At 71.0% G+C, this 19,800-nt stretch carries 18 protein-coding genes; 13 read left to right on the top strand and 5 right to left on the bottom strand.

Annotated features, from left to right (window positions below):
- Positions 1-39: 39 nt before the first annotated feature.
- The 8 genes from ACIO3P_RS37360 (at position 40) to ACIO3P_RS37395 (ending at position 9,250) form a co-directional block, all read left to right on the top strand.
- Positions 40-1,038 (top strand): ABC transporter permease, encoded by a 999-nt coding sequence (locus ACIO3P_RS37360; RefSeq protein WP_329822090.1) that lies wholly within the window; start codon positions 40-42, stop codon positions 1,036-1,038.
- Between the two features lie 42 nt (positions 1,039-1,080).
- Positions 1,081-2,841, top strand: coding sequence for an ABC transporter substrate-binding protein (locus ACIO3P_RS37365; protein WP_401791090.1), 1,761 nt, complete (start codon positions 1,081-1,083; stop codon positions 2,839-2,841).
- 160 nt (positions 2,842-3,001) lie between these two features.
- The gene (locus ACIO3P_RS37370) at positions 3,002-4,012 is read left to right on the top strand and encodes an ABC transporter permease (protein WP_329822092.1); all 1,011 of its coding nucleotides are present in this window, start codon (positions 3,002-3,004) and stop codon (positions 4,010-4,012) included.
- Positions 4,009-5,052: an ABC transporter ATP-binding protein gene (locus tag ACIO3P_RS37375; RefSeq protein ID WP_401791088.1), complete on the top strand. Its 1,044-nt coding sequence runs from the start codon at positions 4,009-4,011 to the stop codon at positions 5,050-5,052. The genes ACIO3P_RS37370 and ACIO3P_RS37375 overlap by 4 nt, the downstream gene beginning before the upstream one ends.
- Positions 5,049-6,233 carry an ABC transporter ATP-binding protein gene (locus tag ACIO3P_RS37380; RefSeq protein WP_401855592.1) on the top strand — a complete coding sequence of 395 codons (1,185 nt, stop codon included), beginning with the start codon at positions 5,049-5,051 and terminating at the stop codon, positions 6,231-6,233. The genes ACIO3P_RS37375 and ACIO3P_RS37380 overlap by 4 nt, the downstream gene beginning before the upstream one ends.
- Before the next feature lie 205 nt (positions 6,234-6,438).
- Positions 6,439-7,098, top strand: coding sequence for a trimeric intracellular cation channel family protein (locus tag ACIO3P_RS37385; protein WP_329822094.1), 660 nt, complete (start codon positions 6,439-6,441; stop codon positions 7,096-7,098).
- 92 nt (positions 7,099-7,190) lie between these two features.
- Entirely contained in the window at positions 7,191-8,024 is an 834-nt protein-coding gene (locus tag ACIO3P_RS37390) for a thioesterase family protein (RefSeq protein ID WP_329822095.1), read from the top strand.
- Positions 8,025-8,086: 62 nt separating this feature from the next.
- The gene (locus ACIO3P_RS37395; protein ID WP_401855590.1) at positions 8,087-9,250 is read left to right on the top strand and encodes a cysteine desulfurase family protein; all 1,164 of its coding nucleotides are present in this window, start codon (positions 8,087-8,089) and stop codon (positions 9,248-9,250) included.
- Positions 9,251-9,317: 67 nt separating this feature from the next.
- Here the strand turns inward: ACIO3P_RS37395 and ACIO3P_RS37400 are convergent, their stop codons facing one another.
- From ACIO3P_RS37400 to ACIO3P_RS37410, 3 genes are all read right to left on the bottom strand, one after another.
- Complete coding sequence (locus ACIO3P_RS37400; protein ID WP_401855589.1) at positions 9,318-10,658, bottom strand: FtsX-like permease family protein; 1,341 nt, start codon at positions 10,656-10,658, stop codon at positions 9,318-9,320.
- Positions 10,659-10,661: 3 nt separating this feature from the next.
- Positions 10,662-11,501 (bottom strand): ABC transporter ATP-binding protein, encoded by an 840-nt coding sequence (locus ACIO3P_RS37405; RefSeq protein WP_401855586.1) that lies wholly within the window; start codon positions 11,499-11,501, stop codon positions 10,662-10,664.
- Between the two features lie 137 nt (positions 11,502-11,638).
- Positions 11,639-12,379: an N-acetylmuramoyl-L-alanine amidase gene (locus ACIO3P_RS37410; protein WP_401855583.1), complete on the bottom strand. Its 741-nt coding sequence runs from the start codon at positions 12,377-12,379 to the stop codon at positions 11,639-11,641.
- Between the two features lie 60 nt (positions 12,380-12,439).
- Between ACIO3P_RS37410 and mnmA the strand changes: the two genes are divergently transcribed.
- Positions 12,440-13,567, top strand: a complete 1,128-nt coding sequence (mnmA, locus tag ACIO3P_RS37415; RefSeq protein ID WP_329822100.1) for a tRNA 2-thiouridine(34) synthase MnmA — start codon at positions 12,440-12,442, stop codon at positions 13,565-13,567.
- Between the two features lie 29 nt (positions 13,568-13,596).
- Here mnmA and ACIO3P_RS37420 read toward each other — a convergent pair whose 3' ends face one another.
- Positions 13,597-14,373 (bottom strand): alpha/beta fold hydrolase, encoded by a 777-nt coding sequence (locus ACIO3P_RS37420; protein WP_329822147.1) that lies wholly within the window; start codon positions 14,371-14,373, stop codon positions 13,597-13,599.
- Between the two features lie 111 nt (positions 14,374-14,484).
- Positions 14,485-14,814 (bottom strand): DUF427 domain-containing protein, encoded by a 330-nt coding sequence (locus ACIO3P_RS37425; protein ID WP_401855580.1) that lies wholly within the window; start codon positions 14,812-14,814, stop codon positions 14,485-14,487.
- A 90-nt stretch (positions 14,815-14,904) separates the two neighbouring features.
- Here ACIO3P_RS37425 and ACIO3P_RS37430 point away from each other — a divergent pair, with 90 nt between their 5' ends.
- The 4 genes from ACIO3P_RS37430 to ligA all read left to right on the top strand — a co-directional run bounded on the left by ACIO3P_RS37430 (position 14,905) and on the right by ligA (position 19,539).
- Positions 14,905-15,444: a TIGR00730 family Rossman fold protein gene (locus ACIO3P_RS37430; protein WP_329822101.1), complete on the top strand. Its 540-nt coding sequence runs from the start codon at positions 14,905-14,907 to the stop codon at positions 15,442-15,444.
- Positions 15,445-15,507: 63 nt separating this feature from the next.
- Entirely contained in the window at positions 15,508-16,197 is a 690-nt protein-coding gene (locus tag ACIO3P_RS37435; protein WP_329822102.1) for an SDR family oxidoreductase, read from the top strand.
- Positions 16,194-17,228, top strand: a complete 1,035-nt coding sequence (locus tag ACIO3P_RS37440; protein ID WP_401855578.1) for a methionine synthase — start codon at positions 16,194-16,196, stop codon at positions 17,226-17,228. The genes ACIO3P_RS37435 and ACIO3P_RS37440 overlap by 4 nt, the downstream gene beginning before the upstream one ends.
- Positions 17,229-17,271: 43 nt before the next feature.
- Positions 17,272-19,539, top strand: coding sequence for an NAD-dependent DNA ligase LigA (ligA, locus tag ACIO3P_RS37445; RefSeq protein WP_401855575.1), 2,268 nt, complete (start codon positions 17,272-17,274; stop codon positions 19,537-19,539).
- Positions 19,540-19,800 lie beyond the last annotated feature (261 nt).

The following is a 19,800-nucleotide window of genomic DNA, read 5'->3' on the forward strand; positions in this document are numbered from 1 at the left end:
CAGGCCGGCCACCGTCGGCCGAGAGGGGTCTCCAGCGCAATGACGGCACCTATCGAGACCACCGGGTCGGCGGCGCAAGCGCAGCCGGAAGCGGTGCTGGAAGGCGCCGGGGGCAAGCAGATCGAGGGCCGTTCGCTCGGCCGGATCGCGTGGACGCGTTTCAAACGGGACAAGGTCGCCATGGCGGGCGGCGTCATCGTGATCCTGCTGGTCCTTGTCGCCGTACTCTCCAAACCGCTCCAGTCCTTCTTCGGTCTTGACCCCAACGCCTTCAACCAGGACCTGGTCGACCCCACCCTGCTCGCACCCAAGGGCAGTTTCGGCGGTATGAGCTGGGACCACCCCCTGGGCGTCGAACCGCAGACCGGCCGGGACATCCTGGCCCGCATCATCGAGGGCTCCTGGGTCTCCCTGGTCGTCGCGGCCGGGTCCACGCTGCTCTCCGTCGTCATCGGCGTCGTGATGGGCGTCGTGGCCGGCTTCTACGGCGGCTGGGTCGACAGCGCCATCAGCCGCATGATGGACACCTTCCTCGCCTTCCCTCTGCTCCTCTTCGCGATCTCCATCTCCGCGTCGCTCCAGGGCGAGGTGTTCGGGCTGGAAGGGCTCTCGCTGCGCATCGCCGTACTGATCTTCGTGATCGGCTTCTTCAGTTGGCCGTACATCGGCCGGATCGTGCGCGCGCAGACGCTCAGCCTGCGTGAGCGGGAGTTCGTGGAGGCGGCCAGGTCGCTGGGCGCCCGCGGTCCGTTCATCCTCTTCCGGGAGCTGCTGCCGAACCTGATCGCGCCGATCCTCGTCTACGCGACGCTGCTGATCCCCACCAACATCCTCTTCGAGGCTTCCCTGAGCTTCCTCGGCGTCGGTATCGCCCCGCCGCAGTCCTCGTGGGGCGGCATGCTGTCCACCGCGGTCGACCTGTACCAGGTTGACCCGATGTTCATGGTCATTCCTGGCATGGCGATCTTCATCACCGTGCTGGCCTTCAATCTGCTGGGGGACGGTCTGCGTGACGCACTCGACCCCCGTGGCAAGTAATCGCGGCCCGGCCGCACCATCGATCGAGGGGGCTTTCCTCAGGTGAACAGCAGAAAGACAGCATCGGCCATCGCCGCCACGCTGGCGTTGGCACTCGGTGCTACCGCCTGCGGCAGCGGCGACAGCGACAGCAAGGACGGCAGTGGGGGCGGCAACGCGAAGGCCGATGCCGGACTGAGCAGCATCGTCAACGCCAGCACCAAGAAGGGGGGGACGGTCACGTACGAGCACTCCAGTGGCCCGGACTCCCTGGACCCGGGCAACACGTACTACGGCTGGGTGCAGAACTTCTCCCGCATGTACGCCCGTTCCCTGGTGTCGTTCAAGCCCGCCGCCGGCAAGGAGGGCCTCACGGTCGTTCCCGACCTGGCGACCTCCCTCGGCAAGGCCAGCCCCGACGCCAAGACCTGGACGTACACGCTCCGTAAGGGCGTCAAGTTCCAGGACGGCACGGAGATCACCTCGGCGGACGTCAAGTACGCCATCGAGCGCTCCAACTTCGCGCCCGAGGCCATCTCCAACGGCCCGACGTACTTCAAGTCGTACCTGGAGGGTGGCGACAAGTACAAGGGTCCGTACAAGGACAAGTCGCCCGACGGTCTCAAGTCCATCGAGACGCCGGACAAGTACACGATCACGTTCAAGCTGAACAAGCCGTTCGCGGACATGGACTACCTGGCCGCGTTCTCGCAGACGGCCCCGGTCCCGCAGAAGGCCGACACGGGCGCCGAGTACGTCCAGAAGATCGTGTCCTCGGGCCCGTACAAGTTCGACTCGTACAGCGAGAGCCGCGGCGCGACGTTCTCCCGGAACCCCGAGTGGGACCCGGCGACGGACCCGATCCGCAAGGCGCTGCCGGACAAGATCGAGCTGAAGTTCAACGTCAACGCCTCGACGGTCGACGAGCACCTGCTCAGCGACACCATCACGGCGGACATCGCCGGCACCGGCCTGCAGTCGAAGACGCAGCCGAAGGTGCTCGTCAAGCCGGCCGAGAAGGCCCGGACGGACAACCCCTACGCCGGCGCGCTCGCCTACCTGGCGATGAACGTCAACGTGAAGCCGTTCGACAACATCGAGTGCCGCAAGGCCGTGCAGTACGCCGTGGACAAGGCCGGTGTGGTCGACGCCGTCGGCGGCTCGGTCAAGGGTGACCCCGCCTCCACGATGATCCCGCCGTCGGTCGCCGGCTACAAGAAGTTCGACCTGTACCCGACCGCGGGCAACAAGGGCGACGCGGCCAAGGCCAAGGAACAGCTCACCAAGTGCGGTCAGCCGAAGGGCTTCAAGACCTCGCTGACGGCGCGCTCCGACCGTCCCGACGAGGTCCAGGCCGCCACGCAGATCCAGCAGAGCCTGAAGGCGATCGGCATCGAGGCCGACATCAAGCAGTTCCCGGCCGACAAGTACTTCACGGACTTCGCGGGCTCCCCCAAGTGGGTCCACGACAACAAGGCCGGCCTGATGATGATGGCCTGGGGTGCTGACTGGCCCACGGGTTACGGCTTCCTCGACTCGATCGTGAACGGCTCGGCCATCAAGCCGTCCGGTGGCACGAACCTGATGGAGCTGAACGACCCGAAGATCAACAAGGCGCTGACCGACGGCATCGGCACCCTCGACGCCACCGCTCGCGGTGAGAAGTGGGCCGAGGTCGACAAGCTGGTCCTGGAGAACGCGTCCGCCGTGCCGCTCTTCTACAAGAAGAACCTGCTCTACCGCCCGGACTCGGCGACCAACGTCACCGTCGCCGAGTCGTACCTCGGTATGTACGACTACGTGCTGATGGGCTCGTCCAAGTAAGTCCGTAGGACCGTTCCGAGCGGGCTCGGCACAGACTCCGAGCCCGCTCGGCAACACATTCAGTAACACCTGTTACATCAATCAGCACCCCCCGAAAGGCAGGTGAAGGTGCCGGATCGTACGGGCGCACCCCGCCCGGACGCCCTGGCACCGTACGGCTGTGGCTGCGTACATCATCCGACGCGTATTCGCCGCGGTGTTGCTGCTGCTGGTGGTCAGCGCAGTCACGTTCGCGATCTTCTTCCTGGTGCCCCGGCTGGGCGGCCAGACGACCGACTCACTGGCCGCCCAGTACGTCGGTAAGGGCGCCGATCCCGCCGCCATCGCCGCGATCAAGGCGAACCTGGGACTCGACGACCCCCTCTACCTCCAGTACTGGCACTTCATCAAGGCCATCGTGGTCGGCGCCGAGTACAACCTCGGCCCCAACCCCTCGGTGTGCAACGCGCCGTGCTTCGGCTACTCCTTCAAGACGCACGTCGAGGTCTGGCCCGAGATCGTCCAGCGCATTCCGGTCACCTTCTCGCTGGCCATCGGCGCGGCGGTCATCTGGGTCGTCTCCGGTGTCGCCATCGGCGTCCTCTCCGCGCTCAAGCGGGGCTCGATCTTCGACCGTCTGACCATGGGCATCGCCCTGGCCGGCGTCTCGCTGCCGATGTTCTTCACCGGCCTGGTCTCCCTCGCGCTGTTCAGCTTCCACTGGACGATCTGGGAGGAGCTGGAGTTCGTGCCCTTCTCCGAGAGCCCCGGTGACTGGGCGTGGAACCTCATCCTTCCCTGGTGCACCCTCGCCTTCCTGTACTCCGCCCTCTACGCGCGGCTCACCCGCGCCGGGATGCTGGAGACCATGGGCGAGGACTACATCAGAACCGCGCGGGCCAAGGGTCTGCGGGAGCGCCAGGTGGTCGTCAAGCACGGCCTGCGCGCCGCGCTGACCCCGCTCATCACCATCTTCGGCATGGACTTCGCGCTGCTCCTGGGCGGCGCGGTCATCACGGAGCGCGTCTTCTCCTTCCAGGGGATGGGCGCGTACGCCATCCAGGGCGTGACCCGCAGCGACCTGCCCATCGTGATGGGTGTGACGCTGGTCGCCGCCTTCTTCATCGTTCTCTGCAATCTGCTGGTGGACCTCGTGTACGCCGCGATCGACCCCCGGGTGAGGCTCTCATGAGCGACGTGAGCAAGACGCAGGACGCGTTCCTCTCCGTACGGGACCTCCGTATCCACTTCGACACCGACGACGGCCTCGTGAAGTCCGTCGACGGCGTCAGCTTCGACCTCCAGGCGGGCAAGACCCTCGGCATCGTCGGCGAGTCCGGCTCCGGGAAGTCCGTGACCTCCCTGGGCATCATGGGGCTGCACAACTCCGAGCGCGCCCGGATCTCCGGCGAGATCTGGCTGGACGGCGAGGAGCTGATCGGCGCGGGCCCCGAGCGGGTGCGTGCGCTGCGCGGCCACAAGATGGCGATGATCTTCCAGGACCCGCTGTCCGCGCTGCACCCGTACTACAGCATCGGCGCGCAGATCGTGGAGGCGTACCGCGTCCACAACAAGGTCGACAAGAAGACCGCCAAGAAGCGGGCCGTCGAGATGCTCGACCGGGTCGGCATCCCCGAGCCGGCCCGCCGCTACAACGACTACCCGCACCAGTTCTCCGGCGGTATGCGCCAGCGCGCGATGATCGCGATGTCGCTGGTGAACAACCCCGAGCTGCTGATCGCCGACGAGCCGACGACCGCCCTCGACGTGACCGTCCAGGCGCAGATCCTCGACCTCATCCGGGACCTCCAGAAGGAGTTCCACTCGGCGGTCGTCATCATCACCCACGACCTCGGCGTCGTCGCCGAGATCGCGGACGAACTGCTCGTGATGTACGCGGGGCGCTGCATCGAGCGCGGCTCGTCGGAGAAGGTCTTCTACCAGCCGCAGCACCCCTACACCTGGGGCCTGCTGGGCTCGATGCCCCGTATCGACCGTGAGCAGACCGACCGGCTGGTGCCGGTCAAGGGGACCCCGCCCAGCCTGATCAACGTCCCGTCCGGCTGTGCCTTCAACCCGCGCTGCCCGTACGCCGACGTCCCCAAGGACGACCTCGCCCGTACGGTCCGTCCCGACCTGCGGGAGATCACCGACGGGCACTTCTCCGCCTGCCACATGTCGCGTGCGGAGCGGGAAAAGATCTGGACCGAAGAGATTGCGCCGAAGCTGTGACTGAGCTGACGAAGAAGATTCCGGAGCAGGTCGCGGCGGGTGGGGCCGCTACGGGCGGTCCGTCGGACGGTGTCGAGCCGATCCTCAGGGTCACCGGCCTGGTCAAGCACTTCCCGATCACCAAAGGGCTGCTGAAACGCAAGGTCGGCGCCGTCCAGGCGGTCGACGGGCTCTCCTTCGACGTACGTCCCGGGGAGACCCTGGGCGTCGTCGGCGAGTCCGGCTGCGGCAAGTCGACGATGGGCCGGCTGATCACACGGCTGCTCGAACCGACCGGTGGCAAGGTCGAGTTCGAGGGCAAGGACATCACCCACATGTCCGCGGGCGCGCTGCGCCCGATGCGCCGCGACATCCAGATGATCTTCCAGGACCCGTACGGGTCGCTGAACCCGCGCCACACCATCGGCGGGATCGTCTCCACCCCCTTCAAGCTCCAGGGCATCGAGCCCGAGGGCGGCGTGAAGAAGGAGGTGCAGCGGCTGCTGGAGCTGGTGGGCCTGAGCCCCGAGCACTACAACCGCTACCCGCACGAGTTCTCCGGCGGACAGCGCCAGCGCATCGGCATCGCGCGGGCGCTGGCCCTCAACCCGAAGCTGGTCGTCGCCGACGAGCCGGTCTCGGCGCTGGACGTGTCGATCCAGGCCCAGGTGGTGAACCTGCTGGACGACCTCCAGGAGGAGCTGGGGCTGACGTACGTGATCATCGCGCACGACCTCTCCGTCATCCGCCATGTGTCGGACCGGATCGCGGTGATGTACCTCGGCAAGATCGTCGAGCTGGCGGACCGCACGTCGCTGTACGAGTCGCCCAAGCACCCGTACACGAAGGCGCTGCTGTCGGCCGTGCCGGTGCCCGACCCGAGCCGGCGCGGCGGCAAGAGCGACCGGATCCTGCTCAAGGGCGATGTGCCGTCGCCGATCTCGCCGCCGAGCGGCTGCCGGTTCCACACCCGGTGCTGGAAGGCGACGGAGATCTGCAAGACGACCGAGCCGCCGCTGATCCAGCTCGGACCGGGCCACCAGGCGGCCTGCCACCACCCGGAGAACGCCCCGGACCAGCGTCCGCAGGACACGGTCTCGGTGGCGGCGCGGGAGACGATCGAGCTGGCGGACGGCGCGGGCGAGGCCGCGGCGAAGGCGGTCAAGGAGAGCGGCGGGACCGGCGGGGCTTCCAAGGAGTAGCCCGCGCTGGGCCGGGTTGGGCCACATCGGGTCGGGGTCGCGGCTGGGCCGTGGCACCGGCCCGGTGGCCGGGATCTGGTGGCTGGGGTCCGGCGGGCTTCCGCCGGAGCTCGGACGGATGCCCGGGACATCGGTCGGCCGCGGCCTCGGTCCGGTCCGGTGGCCGGGGTTCGCCCGTATGTGCGGATACCGGCACACTGTCCGGGTGCTCCACGACCTTTTCACGCCCTCCGTCCAGCATGCGCTCGACCTCGTCGGGATCTTCGTCTTCGCGATCTCCGGCGCCCTGCTCGCCGTACGGAAGAACTTCGACGTCTTCGGTATGGCGGTGCTGGCCGAGATCACCGCGCTGGGCGGAGGGCTGCTCCGTGATCTGATCATCGGGGCGGTGCCGCCCGCCGCCTTCACCGATCTCGGCTACTTCTCCATGCCGCTGGTGGCGACCGCGCTGGTCTTCTTCCTCCACCCCCACGTCGAGCGGATCCAGGGCGCGGTCAACGTCTTCGACGCGGCCGGGCTCGGCCTCTTCTGCGTCACGGGGACCACCAAGGCGTACGAGTACGGGCTCGGCCTGACCTCCTCGGTCGTCCTCGGCATGGCCACGGCCGTCGGCGGCGGTGTGCTGCGCGACGTCCTCGCCAACGAGGTGCCCTCGCTGCTGCGCTGGGACCGCGACCTCTACGCCGTGCCCGCCATCGTCGGCGCCACGATGGTGGCGCTCTGCATCCGCTTCGACGTGCTCAACGGCCTCACCAGCGGGGTCGCCGTACTGACGGCGTTCGTGCTGCGGCTGCTCGCGATGCGCTTCCACTGGCGGGCGCCGCGTGCCTGGAACCGCCGCTCGGCGGCGGAGGAGCCCGCGTGAGGGCCGTACGGCGGCTCCGGCCCCGGCCCCGGCCGCTGTGCCCATCTTCTTAAGCTACCGCTTAGTACGGACGTGTTGTACGGTTGCGTCCCATGGCACAGGTATCCATCGGTGACAGCGAGTTCGACCGCGAGACGGCCGTCTCCCTCCGCGCCCCCGGCGTCTACGACACCCGGCTCTTCCCGGGCTGGACCGTCATGAACATCGTCAACGGCGGCTATCTGCTGGCCGTCATGGGCCGCGCGCTCGGCGACGCACTGCCGCACTCCGACCCGTTCGCCGTGTCCGCCCACTACCTCACGCCCTCGGCGCCGGGCCCCGCCGTCGTACGGACCGAGACACTGCGCACCGGCCGTACGCTCTCCACCGGCCAGGCGTCCCTCTTCCAGACCGGGGAGGACGGCACCGAGGTGGAGCGGATCCGGTTCCTCGCCTCGTACGGCGACCTGGACGCCCTCCCCGACGACGTACGGACCGCCGCCAAGCCGCCCGAGATACCGCCGCGGGAGCGGTGCGTCGGCACCGCCGACGGACCGGCGCCGGAGGGCGACTTCACCATCCTCGACCGGCTCGCCATGCGGATCGACCCCGCCACGGTCGGCTGGGCGGTCGGTGAGCCCTCGGGGCGGGGCGAGATGCGCGCCTGGTTCGAGCTCGCGGACGGCCGCGCCCCCGACCCGCTCTCGCTGCTGTTCACCGTCGACGCGCTGCCGCCGACCTCCTTCGACCTGGGCCTGCGGGGCTGGACGCCGACCGTCGAACTGACCGTCCACGTCCGCTGCCGCCCGGCGCCGGGGCCGCTGCGGGTCGCCATCACCACCCGTAACCTGGCCGGCGGCTTCCTGGAGGAGGACGCGGAGGTCTGGGACAGCGCGGACCGGCTGGTGGCCCAGTCCCGTCAACTGGCCCGCGCGCCCCGCGACTGACGCCCGCGTCCAGCGGGGTGCCGTCACCGGCGCCCGTCCGCGCTCGTAGAATCGGGCCCACCATGGCTTACCTCGACCACGCCGCGACCACTCCGATGCTGCCGGAGGCGATCGAGGCGATGACCGCCCAGTTCGGCCTCGCCGGCAACGCCTCCTCGCTCCACGCCGCCGGGCGCCGGGCCCGCCGTACCGTCGAGGAGGCCCGTGAGACGTTCGCGGAGGCCCTCGGCGCGCGCCCCAGCGAGGTGGTCTTCACCTCGGGGGGTACGGAGGCCGACAACCTCGCAGTGAAGGGCCTGTACTGGTCCCGCCGCGACGCCGACCCGGCCAGGACCAGGGTGCTCGCCAGCCCCGTGGAGCACCACGCGGTCCTCGACGCCGTCGAATGGCTCGGCGCACATGAGGGCGCGACCGTCGAATACCTCCCCGTCGATCCCTACGGGCGGGTCCTGCCCGGCGCGCTGCGCGAGGCGATCGAACGGAACCCGCTCGATGTCGCCCTCGCCACCGTCATGTGGGCCAACAACGAGATCGGGACGATCCTGCCGGTCCCGGAACTGGCCGAGGTGGCGGCGGAGTTCGACATTCCGCTGCACTCCGACGCGGTCCAGGCGTTCGGCCAGACCGAGCTGGACTTCGGCGCCTCGGGGCTCGCCGCGATGACCGTCTCCAGCCACAAGATCGGCGGCCCTTACGGCATCGGCGCCCTGCTGCTCGGCCGCGAACACACCCCCGTGCCCGTGCTGCACGGCGGCGGCCAGGAGCGCCATGTCCGCTCGGGCACCCTCGACGTGCCCGCCGTCGCCGCCTTCGCCGTCGCGGGCCGGCTCGCCGCCGAACGGCGCGAGGAGTTCGCCCGCGAGATCGGCGCCCTGCGGGACGAACTGATCACGGCGGTACGGGCCGCCGTCCCCGACGCGATCCTCGGCGGCGACCCCGACCACCGCCTCGCCGCCAACGCGCACTTCAGCTTCCCCGGCTGCGAGGGCGACTCCCTGCTCCTGCTGCTCGACGCGCAGGGCATCGCGTGCTCGACCGGCTCCGCCTGTACGGCGGGGGTGGCCCAGCCCAGCCATGTCCTGCTGGCCACCGGCAGCGACCCGGACCTGGCCAGGGGCACCCTGCGCTTCTCGCTCGGCCACACGTCCACGGCGGAGGACGTGGCGGCGGTCGCCCGGGCCATCGGCCCGGCGGTCGACCGCGCGCGCCACGCCGGCCTGAGCTGACCGCTCACGCCGCGCGGGCCACCGCTCACGCCGCGCGGGCCACCGCTCACGCCGCGCGGGCCACCGCTCACGCCGCGCGGGCCACGGCCTCCGTCGCCGGGACGCGCAGGGCGCCGCGCGCCGTGCCCAGGGTGGTGAGCAGCGTCGCACCGGCGGCGACCGCCACGACCCCCAGCCAGATCCCGGGGCCCTGGTCCGGCAGCACCGCCTCGGTACGGACCAGGCTGAACGGCAGGATCCCGGCGAGCCCCGCGACCGTACCGAAGAACACGCCGGTCACCGTCAGCACCAGGGACTCCGCCCCGACCGTCCCGAGGACCTGCCCCGGCGTCGCCCCGGCGAGGCGCTGGGTGCCGAACTCGGCGCGCCGGTACGAGGTCGCCGCGTACAGGGTGTTGATCAGCGTCACGCAGGCGAAGGCCACGACGATCCCGACGACCACCAGGTTCACCGTCTCCAGATTCCGGTCCTCGACCGACCGGGCGAGGCCGGACGCCTCGATCGCGCCGGTCTCCAGGGTCTGCATGTAGAGCGTCCCCGTCGCGATCCCCGTGAACAGGGTCAGCGGCATCAGCACCGTCGCGAGCCGCGGCGCCCGCTCCCGCAGCGTGTGGACGGTCAGCCAGCCGCTCGCGCCCGCGACCGCGCCGACCGGCCGCGCCAGCCGCTCCAGCGCCCCGCGCAGCAGGTCCGGGGCGAGGAGCGCGAAGCCGACGGAGAGCAGGATCGCGCCGCAGGCCGGCGCCGCCATCAGCGCGGGCTCCGCCGCGTCGATCGCGAAGGTGGCGCACACCCCGGCCGTACCGGCGGCGAGCGCGGCGCAGGCGGCCACCCCCCGCAGCCGGCGGCGGGGAACGGGCGGCTTCGCCGACGCGGCGCGCGTCGCCCGCCGTACCGCGAGGAACGCCGCGCCCACCGAGGCCAGCAGCGTGACGCCCGCGCCCGCCCCCAGCCCCACAGGACCGAAGGCGTACGCCACTGACCCGGCGACCTGACCGGTGTCCTGGAACATCCCCAGCAGCACCCGCCCGCCCAGCATCGCGGGCCCCACCGCGAGCAGCGTGCCCAGCAGCCCCACGGCCACCGCCTCGCCCACCACCATCCGCGTGATCTGCGCCGGGGTGGCCCCCGTACTGCGCAGCAGGGCGATCTCGGCGCCGCGCTGCGTCACGTTCACGGTCAGGGTGGAGGCGACGGCGAAGAACACCAGCAGCGCCCCGTACCCGCCGACCACCCCGCCCACCAGACCGAGGGTCTCCGCGTCGGCGGGGCCGACGTCGTTCGCGCCCGCCGTGTCGTGCAGCGAGTTGAACGCCATGAGGATCGCCGCCCCCAGAAAGGCGGAGAGCAGGGTGGCGAGGAAACGCCCGGGACGGTGCCGCACGGAGCGCATGGAGAGAAGGAACATGGCTCAGACCCCCGCCCGCGTGCCGTTGCCCACCGCGTCACCGAGGTGCGCGAGCCGCTCGGCGACCGCGTCCGCCGTCGGCGCGTCGAGCCGCCCGGCGAGCCTGCCGTCCGCCAGGAAGACCACGGAGTCGGCGTACGAGGCGGCCACCGGGTCGTGCGTCACCATCACCACCGTCCTGCCGTGCACCCGTACCGCCTCCTGGAGCAGCCGCAGCACCTCCCGCGCGCTCCGGGTGTCCAGCGCGCCCGTCGGCTCGTCCGCGAAGATCACGGCGGGCCCGGTGACCAGCGCCCTGGCGATGGCGACGCGCTGCCGCTGGCCGCCGGACAGCTCCGCGGGCCGGTGGCAGAGCCGGTCGCCCAGACCGACCTGGGTGAGGATCCGGCGGGCACCGTCCCGGTCCACGGCCCGCCCGGCCAGCCGCAGCGGCAGGACGGTGTTCTGCTCCACGGTGAGCGAGGGCAGCAGGTTGTACTGCTGGAAGACGAAACCGATCCGGCGCCGCCGGAACCGCGTCAGCGCCGCCTCGTCGCCGCCCGTCAGCTCCGCGCCGTCGACCACGACACGACCCCCGTCCGGCAGGTCGAGCCCGGCCGCGCACTGGAGCAGGGTGGACTTGCCGGAGCCGGAGGGCCCCATGACCGCGGTGAAGGACCCGGCGGACAGGCTCAGCGTCACATCGTCCAGCGCCGTCACGGCGTTCCCCGCGCCGGCCGACCCGTACACCTTCCGCACCCCGACCAGCCGCAGCGCCTCCGCGCCCCTGACGCCCCCGGCCGCGCCGCCCGCGCTGTCCCTCGTCGCTGTCCTCGTCCTCGTACGACTGCTACGACGAAACATGTCCTGCCCTCCCCGTTGCCGGCGCCCGTCGCGCCGCCGGGGACGACGCTACGGACGCGCGGGGACGGGCACACGGGGCGTGGACACCAGGTGCGGAGGTGGCGCTGGGTGCACCCCGCGCGGGGCCTACGCGCCGATCACGCCCCCCGAGCGGACACCGAGGGCGAGGGGGTGGGCTCGACCGGCTCCGCCTCCCGTACCAGCTTCAGATAGCGGGCCCAGTCCCAGAGCGGCCCCGGATCCGTGTGGTCCGTCCCCGGGACCTCCACGTGCCCGACTATGTGCGCGCGGTCGATCGGTATCGCGTACCGCTTGCATATGTCGGCCGTCAGCCGCGCCGACGAGCGGTACATCGCGTCCGTGAACGACTCCGGCCTGTCCACGTAGCCCTCGTGCTCGATACCGATGGAGCGCTCGTTGTAGCTCCTGTTCCCCGCGTGGTACGCCACGTCCAGCTCGCGGATCATCTGCGCCACATGGCCGTCCTTGCGCACCACGTAGTGCGACGCCGCGCCGTGCCCCGGGTCGCGGAAGACCTTCAGCGCCACGTCGTAGCTGCCCTGGACGACATGGACGACCACCCGGTCGATCCGGAAGTCCTCGGGGCGGTCGGCCCGCCGCCAGTTCGCCGACGAGGCCGCCACCCACTCCGAGGGGGCGTAATCCAGCTCACCCTCCTTGCGCGGCTTCTCGACGCCCGGCACCTGCCACCAGAACCGAGCCAGCTCGTCGCGCGCCAGCACACCGCCGCCGACCACGGCGGCGGCGCCGCCGATCAGCACCGCTCTGCGGCCGATCCTCTTCCCGTCCCGGGGCGCGGGCGCCCGGCGGCTGCCCCTCGTGCCGCTGCCTGCCGTGCCCTGCTCGTTCTCGCCCATATGATCGTCAACGCATATCCGCGCGACTGTGGTTCCCTCGGGCCGTACCCTGGTTGAGCTATGACTCAGAATTCCCAGCGCCCCCTGCGCGTACTCGCCGCCATGTCGGGCGGCGTGGACTCCGCCGTCGCCGCCGCCCGCGCCGCCGAGGCGGGACACGACGTCACCGGCGTGCACCTCGCGCTCTCCGCGAACCCGCAGTCCTTCCGCACCGGCGCGCGCGGTTGCTGCACCATCGAGGACTCCCGTGACGCGCGCCGCGCCGCCGATGTGATCGGTATCCCCTTCTACGTGTGGGATCTCGCGGAACGTTTCCGTGAGGACGTCGTGGACGACTTCGTCGCGGAGTACGAGGCGGGCCGCACCCCCAACCCGTGTCTGCGCTGCAACGAGAAGATCAAATTCGCGGCGCTGCTGGACAAGGCGCTCGCGCTGGGTTTCGACGCGGTGTGCACGGGCCATTACGCGACGGTCGTCACCGCCCCCGACGGCACGCGCGAACTGCACCGCGCCAGCGACATGGCCAAGGACCAGTCGTACGTGCTCGGCGTCCTGGACGAGCGGCAGCTCGCCCACGCGATGTTCCCCCTCGGCGACACGCTCACCACCAAGGACGAGATCCGCGCCGAGGCCGAGCGCCGCGGCCTGGCCGTGGCGAAGAAGCCCGACAGCCACGACATCTGCTTCATCGCGGACGGCGACACCCAGGGCTTCCTCGCGGACCGCCTGGGCCGGGCCGAGGGCGACATCGTCGACGAGTCCGGTACGAAGGTCGGCAGCCACGACGGCGCGTTCGGCTTCACCATCGGCCAGCGCAAGGGCCTGCGCATCGGCCACCCGGCCGCCGACGGCAAGCCGCGCTACGTCCTGGACATCTCCCCGGTCGACAACCGCGTCACGGTCGGCCCCGCCGCCTCCCTCGACGTCACGGCCCTCACGGCCCTCAAGCCCCGCTGGTGCGGCACCGCCCCCACCGGCCCCGGCGACTACACGGCCCAGCTCCGCGCCCACGGCGGCGAGACCCCGGTGACCGCCGAACTGGCCGACGGCACCCTCCACGTCCGCTTCGGCGAACCGGTCCGCGGCGTGGCCCCCGGCCAGGCGATCGTGCTGTACGACGGCCCGCGCGTCGTCGGCTCGGCGACGATCGCGACGACGGAGCGCCGCACGGGGGCCCTGGCGGGCTGACCGCCCGCCCGCGGCCCTGGAAGGGCCCGTCACGCCGCGAAGAACTCCTCCAGGACCGGCGCCAGCACATGCGGCGCCACCTCGTGCGTCTGGCCCGTCAGGGTGCGGTGCCTGCCGCGGGGAAGCGCCTCGGCCGCCGCGCGGGCCGCGTCGCGTACCAGGGCGGGGCTGGCGCCGCCGTCCACGACCATCGCGCGGGTCCTGACCGCCGACAGACGGCGGGCCGGGATCAGCCCCTCGCCCAGTACCTGGTTGTCGTACGCGAGGGTGTGGGCCACCGCCGCCAGCTCCGGCCAGAGCGAGGACCGGCGCATCACCGCGATCGTCGCCGGGTGCAGCTCCATGGCCGACAGGAACAGCTCCACCGCCTCGTCCCGCTCCCCGCGCGCCAGCAGCTCCGTCAGCCGCTCCGTGTACGCGGCCTTCGCCGGCAGGGCGGCCGGGTCGGTGGCGTACGGCGGCTCGTACACCGCGAACTGGGTGACCGGCAGACCCGCCGCCACCGCCTCCAGGACCAGCGCCCCGCCCGAGGACACCCCGTACAGCGCCGCGCTGCCCCCGACCGCGGCGAGCAGCGCCGCGAGGTCCTCGATCTCCCGCTCCACGGCGTACGGGGCCCGGTCGCCGCTGGCGCCCCGGCCCCGCCGGTCATAGGTGATCGTGGTGAAGCGCGGCGCGAGCAGCCGGGCGAGCGGCGCCTCCGACTCCGCCGTGCTGAACGCGCCCCCCACCAGAATCACCGGCGGCCCCTCGCCCGACCGCCGGTAAGCGATCGGGGTGCCGTCCCCCGACTTCACCTTGCACACGTTGTCCATGGAGAGTCTGACCGGCGGGCCGCGCCCAACTCATCGCTCCATGAAGGAAGTTTTTTCACGCCCGCCTTCTTAGTGCCTTCTCAGGGCCTCCGTCCGGCCGTCTCAGGCGGCCACCACCTCGGTGTCGTAGAAGCAGAAGTGGTCCTTGACCTGGGCCACTTCAGCTTTCGGGGTGGCGTAGGCCCAGACCAGGTCCGGCGCGTCCGGCAGCGACCAGTAGGACGCGTCGCCCTTGAACGGACAGTGGGTCGTCGTGTTCGAGGGCGTCAGCAGCTCCGTCCGTACGTCCTGCGGCGGCAGGTAGTAGCGGACCGGACAGCCCGTCTCGCGCAGCACCAGCGGGGCGCGGCTCTCCGCGAGGACCTGCCCGTCCCGTACGACGCGAACGTGCTCCGTGCCCTGCTCGACGGTGATGGTGTGTCCTGCGGTCATCGTGATCGGTCCCTTCGGGGGTGTCGGTATTGCCTCTCTCGTTCAGCAACGTCGCACACCCCCCTCTTCCCGGCCCGTACCGTTTACGCCATGGATATCTGTGTCTTCCTCTCCGCCGCCGACCTCGACGAGCGCTACACCCGCCCCGCCCGCGAATTCGCCGAACTGATCGGCAAGGGCGGCCACACCCTCGTCTGGGGCGGCTCCGACAGCGGGCTGATGAAGGTCGTCGCCGACGGGGTGCAGGAGGGCGGCGGCCGGCTGGTCGGGGTCTCGGTGGACTTCCTCCATGCCGTGGCCCGGCCGAACGCCGACGAGATGGTGATCGCGAAGGACCTCGCGGAGCGCAAGGCCCTGCTGCTCGCCAAGTCCGACGCCGTGGTGGTCATGGTCGGCGGTACGGGGACGCTGGACGAGGCCACCGAGATCCTGGAGCTGAAGAAGCACGGCATGCACTCCCACCCCGTGGTGCTGCTCAACACGGCCGGCTTCTACGACGGGCTGAAGGAGCAGTTCCGGCGGATGGAGGACGAGGGCTTCCTGCCGCTGCCCCTCACCGACCTGGTCTTCTTCGCCGAGGACGGGGTCGGCGCCCTCGCCTACCTGGAGGAGGCGCTCGGCGTTCAGTGAGCGCGGTTCAGTGATCGCCGAGCGCGTGCGGTCATCGGGTCGTCGTGATGCGACGATGACCGCATGGCTACCCATCTCCTCACCGGTGCGGGCTCGGGCATCGGCGCCGCCGTCGCGCGCCGACTGCACGAACGCGGCGACGACCTGATCCTTTTCGCACGCGACGCCGGCCGCGCCAGAGAGCTCGCGCAGGGCCTGCCCGGCGCCCGTACCCTCGTCGGCGACCTCGCCAACCCCGACCGGCTCTCCTGGGCGCTCGGTCAGCAGGAACTCCCCGACCGGCTCGACTCGCTCCTGCACATCGCGGGCGTCGTCGAGCTGGGCGAGGTCGGGGAACTGACCCCCAAGACATGGCACAACCAGCTCACCGTGAACCTGATCTCCCCGGCGGAGCTGACCCGGCTGCTCCTGCCGCAGCTCCGCGCCTCCCACGGGCAGATCGTCTTCGTCAACTCGGGCGCCGGGCTGCGCGCCCACGCCCGGTGGAGCGCGTACGCCGCCTCCAAGCACGGACTGAAGGCGCTGGCCGACGCGGTGCGCGACGAGGAGCGGCCGAACGGCGTACGGGTCACCTCCGTGTACCCGGGCCGTACCGCGAGCCCCATGCAGGCCAAGGTGCACCAGCAGGAGGGCAAGGAGTACGACGCGTCCCGCTGGATCGACCCCGAGTCGGTCGCGACGACGATCCTGGCCGCGCTCGACCTGCCGCGCGACGCACAGATCGACGACGTGACCGTACGGCCGGGCCGATGAGCGGGCCGGCCGACAGCCCCCAGGAGGAGGCCGCACCCGCCGCGCCGCTCCGGGGGCCCGCCACCGGCGTCGGCTCCATGCCGGGCGGCGACGCGCGGGAGGCCGCCCGCGCCGTCACCGGGACCTTCGAGGAGTTCCCGTACCTCGCCGAACTCCCCGCGCGGGGACCGGGCGCCGACATGATCGGCCGTACCACCGGACTCCTCGCGGAGATCTACGCGCGCGTCGAGCCCAGCGGCTGGCGGATCGGGGACCGCCCGGGGCGGGACACCAAACGGGCGAGGTCCTGGCTGGGGGAGGACCTCGACGCGCTGGAGGAGTTCACCCAAGGGTACGAGGGACCGCTCAAGGTCCAGGTCGTCGGGCCATGGACCCTGGCCGCGGCCCTGGAACTGCGCGGCGGCGAGTCCGCCCTCGGCGACCCCGGCGCCTGCCGGGACCTGACCGCGTCCCTGGTGGAGGGGGTGAGCGCACACCTCGCCGACGTACGGCGCCGGGTGCCGGGCGCCTCGGTCGTACTCCAGATCGACGAACCGTCCCTCACCGCCGTCCTGCGCGGACACGTCAGGACCGCGAGCGGCTACCGCACCCACCGGGCCGTGGACCGGCAGGTCGTGGAAGGCGCGCTGCGCGAGCTGACGGCGCTGGCGCCCGGGGCCTCGGTCGTGCACTCCTGCGCGCCGGACGTGCCCTTCGCGCTGCTGCGGCGGGCGGGCGCGGCGGCCGTTTCGTTCGATTTCGGTCTGCTCACCGAGCGTGACGAGGAGACGATCGGGGAGGCCGTCGAGGCCGGCACGAAGCTGTTCGCGGGAATCGTGGCGGGCACGGACGGCCCGTTGTCAGACCCTGCCGGTAGCGTCATGGGTGTCAGGACGCTGTGGCGCAGGCTGGGGCTCGATCCGGGGACTCTGACGGAGTCCGTGGTGCTCACGCCGACATGCGGGCTCGCGGGTGCCTCACCCGCGTACGCGCACGCCGCGACAGCGCACTGCGTCAGGGCCGCGAGATCCCTCGCGGACAACCCTGAGTGACGGTCCCGGACGACCGGGCCAAGGTGATCGGGAGGACGAGACGGTGGCTGGCGAACAGCAGAGTGTGGTGCCCGCTGAGGTACGGGAGCGGCATGCCCTCCTCGCCGAGCAGATCGAGGAGCACCGCTTCCGGTACTACGTGAAGGACCAGCCGATCGTCAGCGACGGCGAGTTCGACCGGCTGCTGCGCACCCTGGAGGCGCTGGAGGAGGCGCACGCGGAGCTGCGTACGCCCGACTCGCCGACGCAGAAGGTCGCGGGGGCGTACGCGACGGACTTCACCGCGGTCCAGCACCGCGAGCGGATGCTCTCCCTCGACAACGCCTTCGACGACGAGGAGCTGGGGGCCTGGGCCGACCGCGTCGCCAAGGACGTGGGCACACCGGACTTCCACTACCTGTGCGAGCTGAAGGTCGACGGGCTCGCGGTCAACCTGACGTACGAGCACGGCAGGCTGACCCGCGCCGCCACCCGGGGCGACGGCCGGACGGGCGAGGACATCACGCCCAACGTCCGCACGATCGCGGAGATCCCGCACCGCCTCGAAGGGGAGCGCATCCCCGAACTGGTGGAGATCCGCGGCGAGGTCTACTTCCCGATGGACGCCTTCCAGGAGCTGAACGCCCGTCTGGTGGAGGCCGGCGACAAGCCCTTCGCCAACCCGCGCAACGCGGCGGCGGGTTCGCTGCGCCAGAAGGACCCGAAGGTCACCGCGACGCGCCCGCTGCACATGGTGGTGCACGGCATCGGGGCCCGCGAGGGCTTCGACATCGACCGCCTCTCGCACGCCTACGGGCTGCTGCGCGAGTGGGGGCTGCCGACCGCCCGTCACAACAAGGTGGTCGGATCGGTCGCGGAGGTCAGGGAGTTCATCGCGTACTTCGGGAAGAACCGCCACTCCGTGGAGCACGAGATCGACGGCGTCGTCGTCAAGCTCGACGAGATCCCGCTCCAGGGCCGGCTGGGCTCCACCTCGCGCGCGCCGCGCTGGGCCATCGCCTGGAAGTACGCGCCGGAAGAGGTCAACACGAAACTGGTGAACATCCGGGTCGGCGTGGGCCGTACGGGGCGGGTCACGCCCTACGCCCAGGTCGAGCCGGTCACGGTGGCGGGCTCCGAGGTCGAGTTCGCCACCCTGCACAACCAGGACGTGGTGCGGGCCAAGGGCGTCTGGATCGGCGACACGGTCGTGCTGCGCAAGGCCGGTGACGTCATCCCGGAGATCCTCGGCCCGGTCGTCGACCTGCGGCCCGCGGACGCCCATGAGTTCGTGATGCCGACCGAGTGCCCCGAGTGCGGTACGCCGCTGCGCGCGATGAAGGAGGGGGACATCGACATCCGGTGTCCCAACGCGCGCACCTGCCCCGCCCAGTTGCGCGAGCGGCTGTTCTATCTCGCGGGCCGCAAGTGCCTGGACATCGAGAACTTCGGCTATGTCGCCGCCGCGGCCCTGACCAAGCCGCTGGAACCGGCCATTCCTCCGCTGCTGGACGAGGGCGATCTCTTCGACCTCACCGTCGAACGGCTGCTGCCCATCACGGCGTACGTCCTCGACCAGGACAGCGGTCTGCCCAAGCGCGACCCGAAGACCGGCGAGGAGAAAATCGCCACCGTCTTCGCCAACCAGGCGGGCGAGCCGCGGAAGAACGCCCTCGCGATGCTGGAGAACATCGCGGCGGCCAAGGAGCGCCCGCTCGCCCGGATCATCGCCGGACTCTCCGTCCGCCATGTGGGGCCGGTCGCCTCCGAGGCGCTGGCCAGGGAGTTCCGCTCGATCGACCGGATCGACGAGGCGACGGAGGAGGAACTGGCGGACGTCACGGGCGTCGGACCGATCATCGCGGCCTCGCTCAAGGAGTGGTTGGCGGTCGACTGGCACCGCGAGATCCTGCGCAAGTGGCGGGCGGCGGGCGTCCGGATGGAGGAGGAAGGCTCGGGCGAGGACGACGGACCCCGGCCGCTGGAAGGGCTCACGGTCGTGGTGACGGGCACGCTGGAGCAGTACACGCGGGATGGCGCGAAAGAGGCGTTGCAGAGCCAGGGAGCGAAGGTGACCGGCTCGGTTTCGAAGAAGACCGCCTTCGTGGTGGTCGGTGAGAACCCCGGGTCGAAGTACGACAAGGCGATGCAGTTGAAGGTGCCCGTCCTGGACGGAGAAGGGCTCACCGTCCTGCTCGAACAGGGCCCGGACGCCGCCAGGGAGGTCGCGCTCACCCCCGAAGAGCCCGCCGCCACCGGGGAAGAGGCGTCGTCGTCCTCCGAAGAGGTCCGCGCGAACCCCGAGGAGGTCCCGGCCGCACCGGAGGAGTGAGGCGCCCCGCCCTCGCGGTGCGCGACTTCACACCGTCGATTTCGGGCCGTCAAGCTCACCCGTTCGGCGCATACCAGATGGATAGGGATGGGCCGGTCGCATTCGGGCAACAGATGTAGAGCGCTGCCCGTCGAGGCCCTTCGCGGCCTACTGTTGAGATGTGCGCCTGTCGAACACGGCTCAGTAGTCCGATTCCAGCCGTGTTGCACGACAACGTGCCATCGCGTGGCATCGGCTCCGCCGGCTGTGAGAGGGACGGGA

The sequence above is a fragment of the Streptomyces sp. NPDC087310 genome, from assembly GCF_044744405.1.
Classification (GTDB): domain Bacteria; phylum Actinomycetota; class Actinomycetes; order Streptomycetales; family Streptomycetaceae; genus Streptomyces.

Bases quoted from the DNA above. Each gene is read 5' to 3' on its own strand.
- ACIO3P_RS37395 (WP_401855590.1), top strand. From the start codon at position 8,087: ATGGCTTACCTCGACCACGCCGCGACCACTCCGATGCTGCCGGAGGCG.
- ACIO3P_RS37410 (WP_401855583.1), bottom strand. From the start codon at position 12,379: ATGGGCGAGAACGAGCAGGGCACGGCAGGCAGCGGCACGAGGGGCAGC.
- ACIO3P_RS37390 (WP_329822095.1), top strand. From the start codon at position 7,191: ATGGCACAGGTATCCATCGGTGACAGCGAGTTCGACCGCGAGACGGCC.
- ACIO3P_RS37405 (WP_401855586.1), bottom strand. From the start codon at position 11,501: ATGTTTCGTCGTAGCAGTCGTACGAGGACGAGGACAGCGACGAGGGAC.
- ACIO3P_RS37375 (WP_401791088.1), top strand. From the start codon at position 4,009: ATGAGCGACGTGAGCAAGACGCAGGACGCGTTCCTCTCCGTACGGGAC.
- mnmA (WP_329822100.1), top strand. From the start codon at position 12,440: ATGACTCAGAATTCCCAGCGCCCCCTGCGCGTACTCGCCGCCATGTCG.
- ACIO3P_RS37400 (WP_401855589.1), bottom strand. From the start codon at position 10,658: ATGTTCCTTCTCTCCATGCGCTCCGTGCGGCACCGTCCCGGGCGTTTC.
- ACIO3P_RS37360 (WP_329822090.1), top strand. From the start codon at position 40: ATGACGGCACCTATCGAGACCACCGGGTCGGCGGCGCAAGCGCAGCCG.
- ACIO3P_RS37430 (WP_329822101.1), top strand. From the start codon at position 14,905: ATGGATATCTGTGTCTTCCTCTCCGCCGCCGACCTCGACGAGCGCTAC.
- ACIO3P_RS37440 (WP_401855578.1), top strand. From the start codon at position 16,194: ATGAGCGGGCCGGCCGACAGCCCCCAGGAGGAGGCCGCACCCGCCGCG.
- ACIO3P_RS37435 (WP_329822102.1), top strand. From the start codon at position 15,508: ATGGCTACCCATCTCCTCACCGGTGCGGGCTCGGGCATCGGCGCCGCC.
- ACIO3P_RS37425 (WP_401855580.1), bottom strand. From the start codon at position 14,814: ATGACCGCAGGACACACCATCACCGTCGAGCAGGGCACGGAGCACGTT.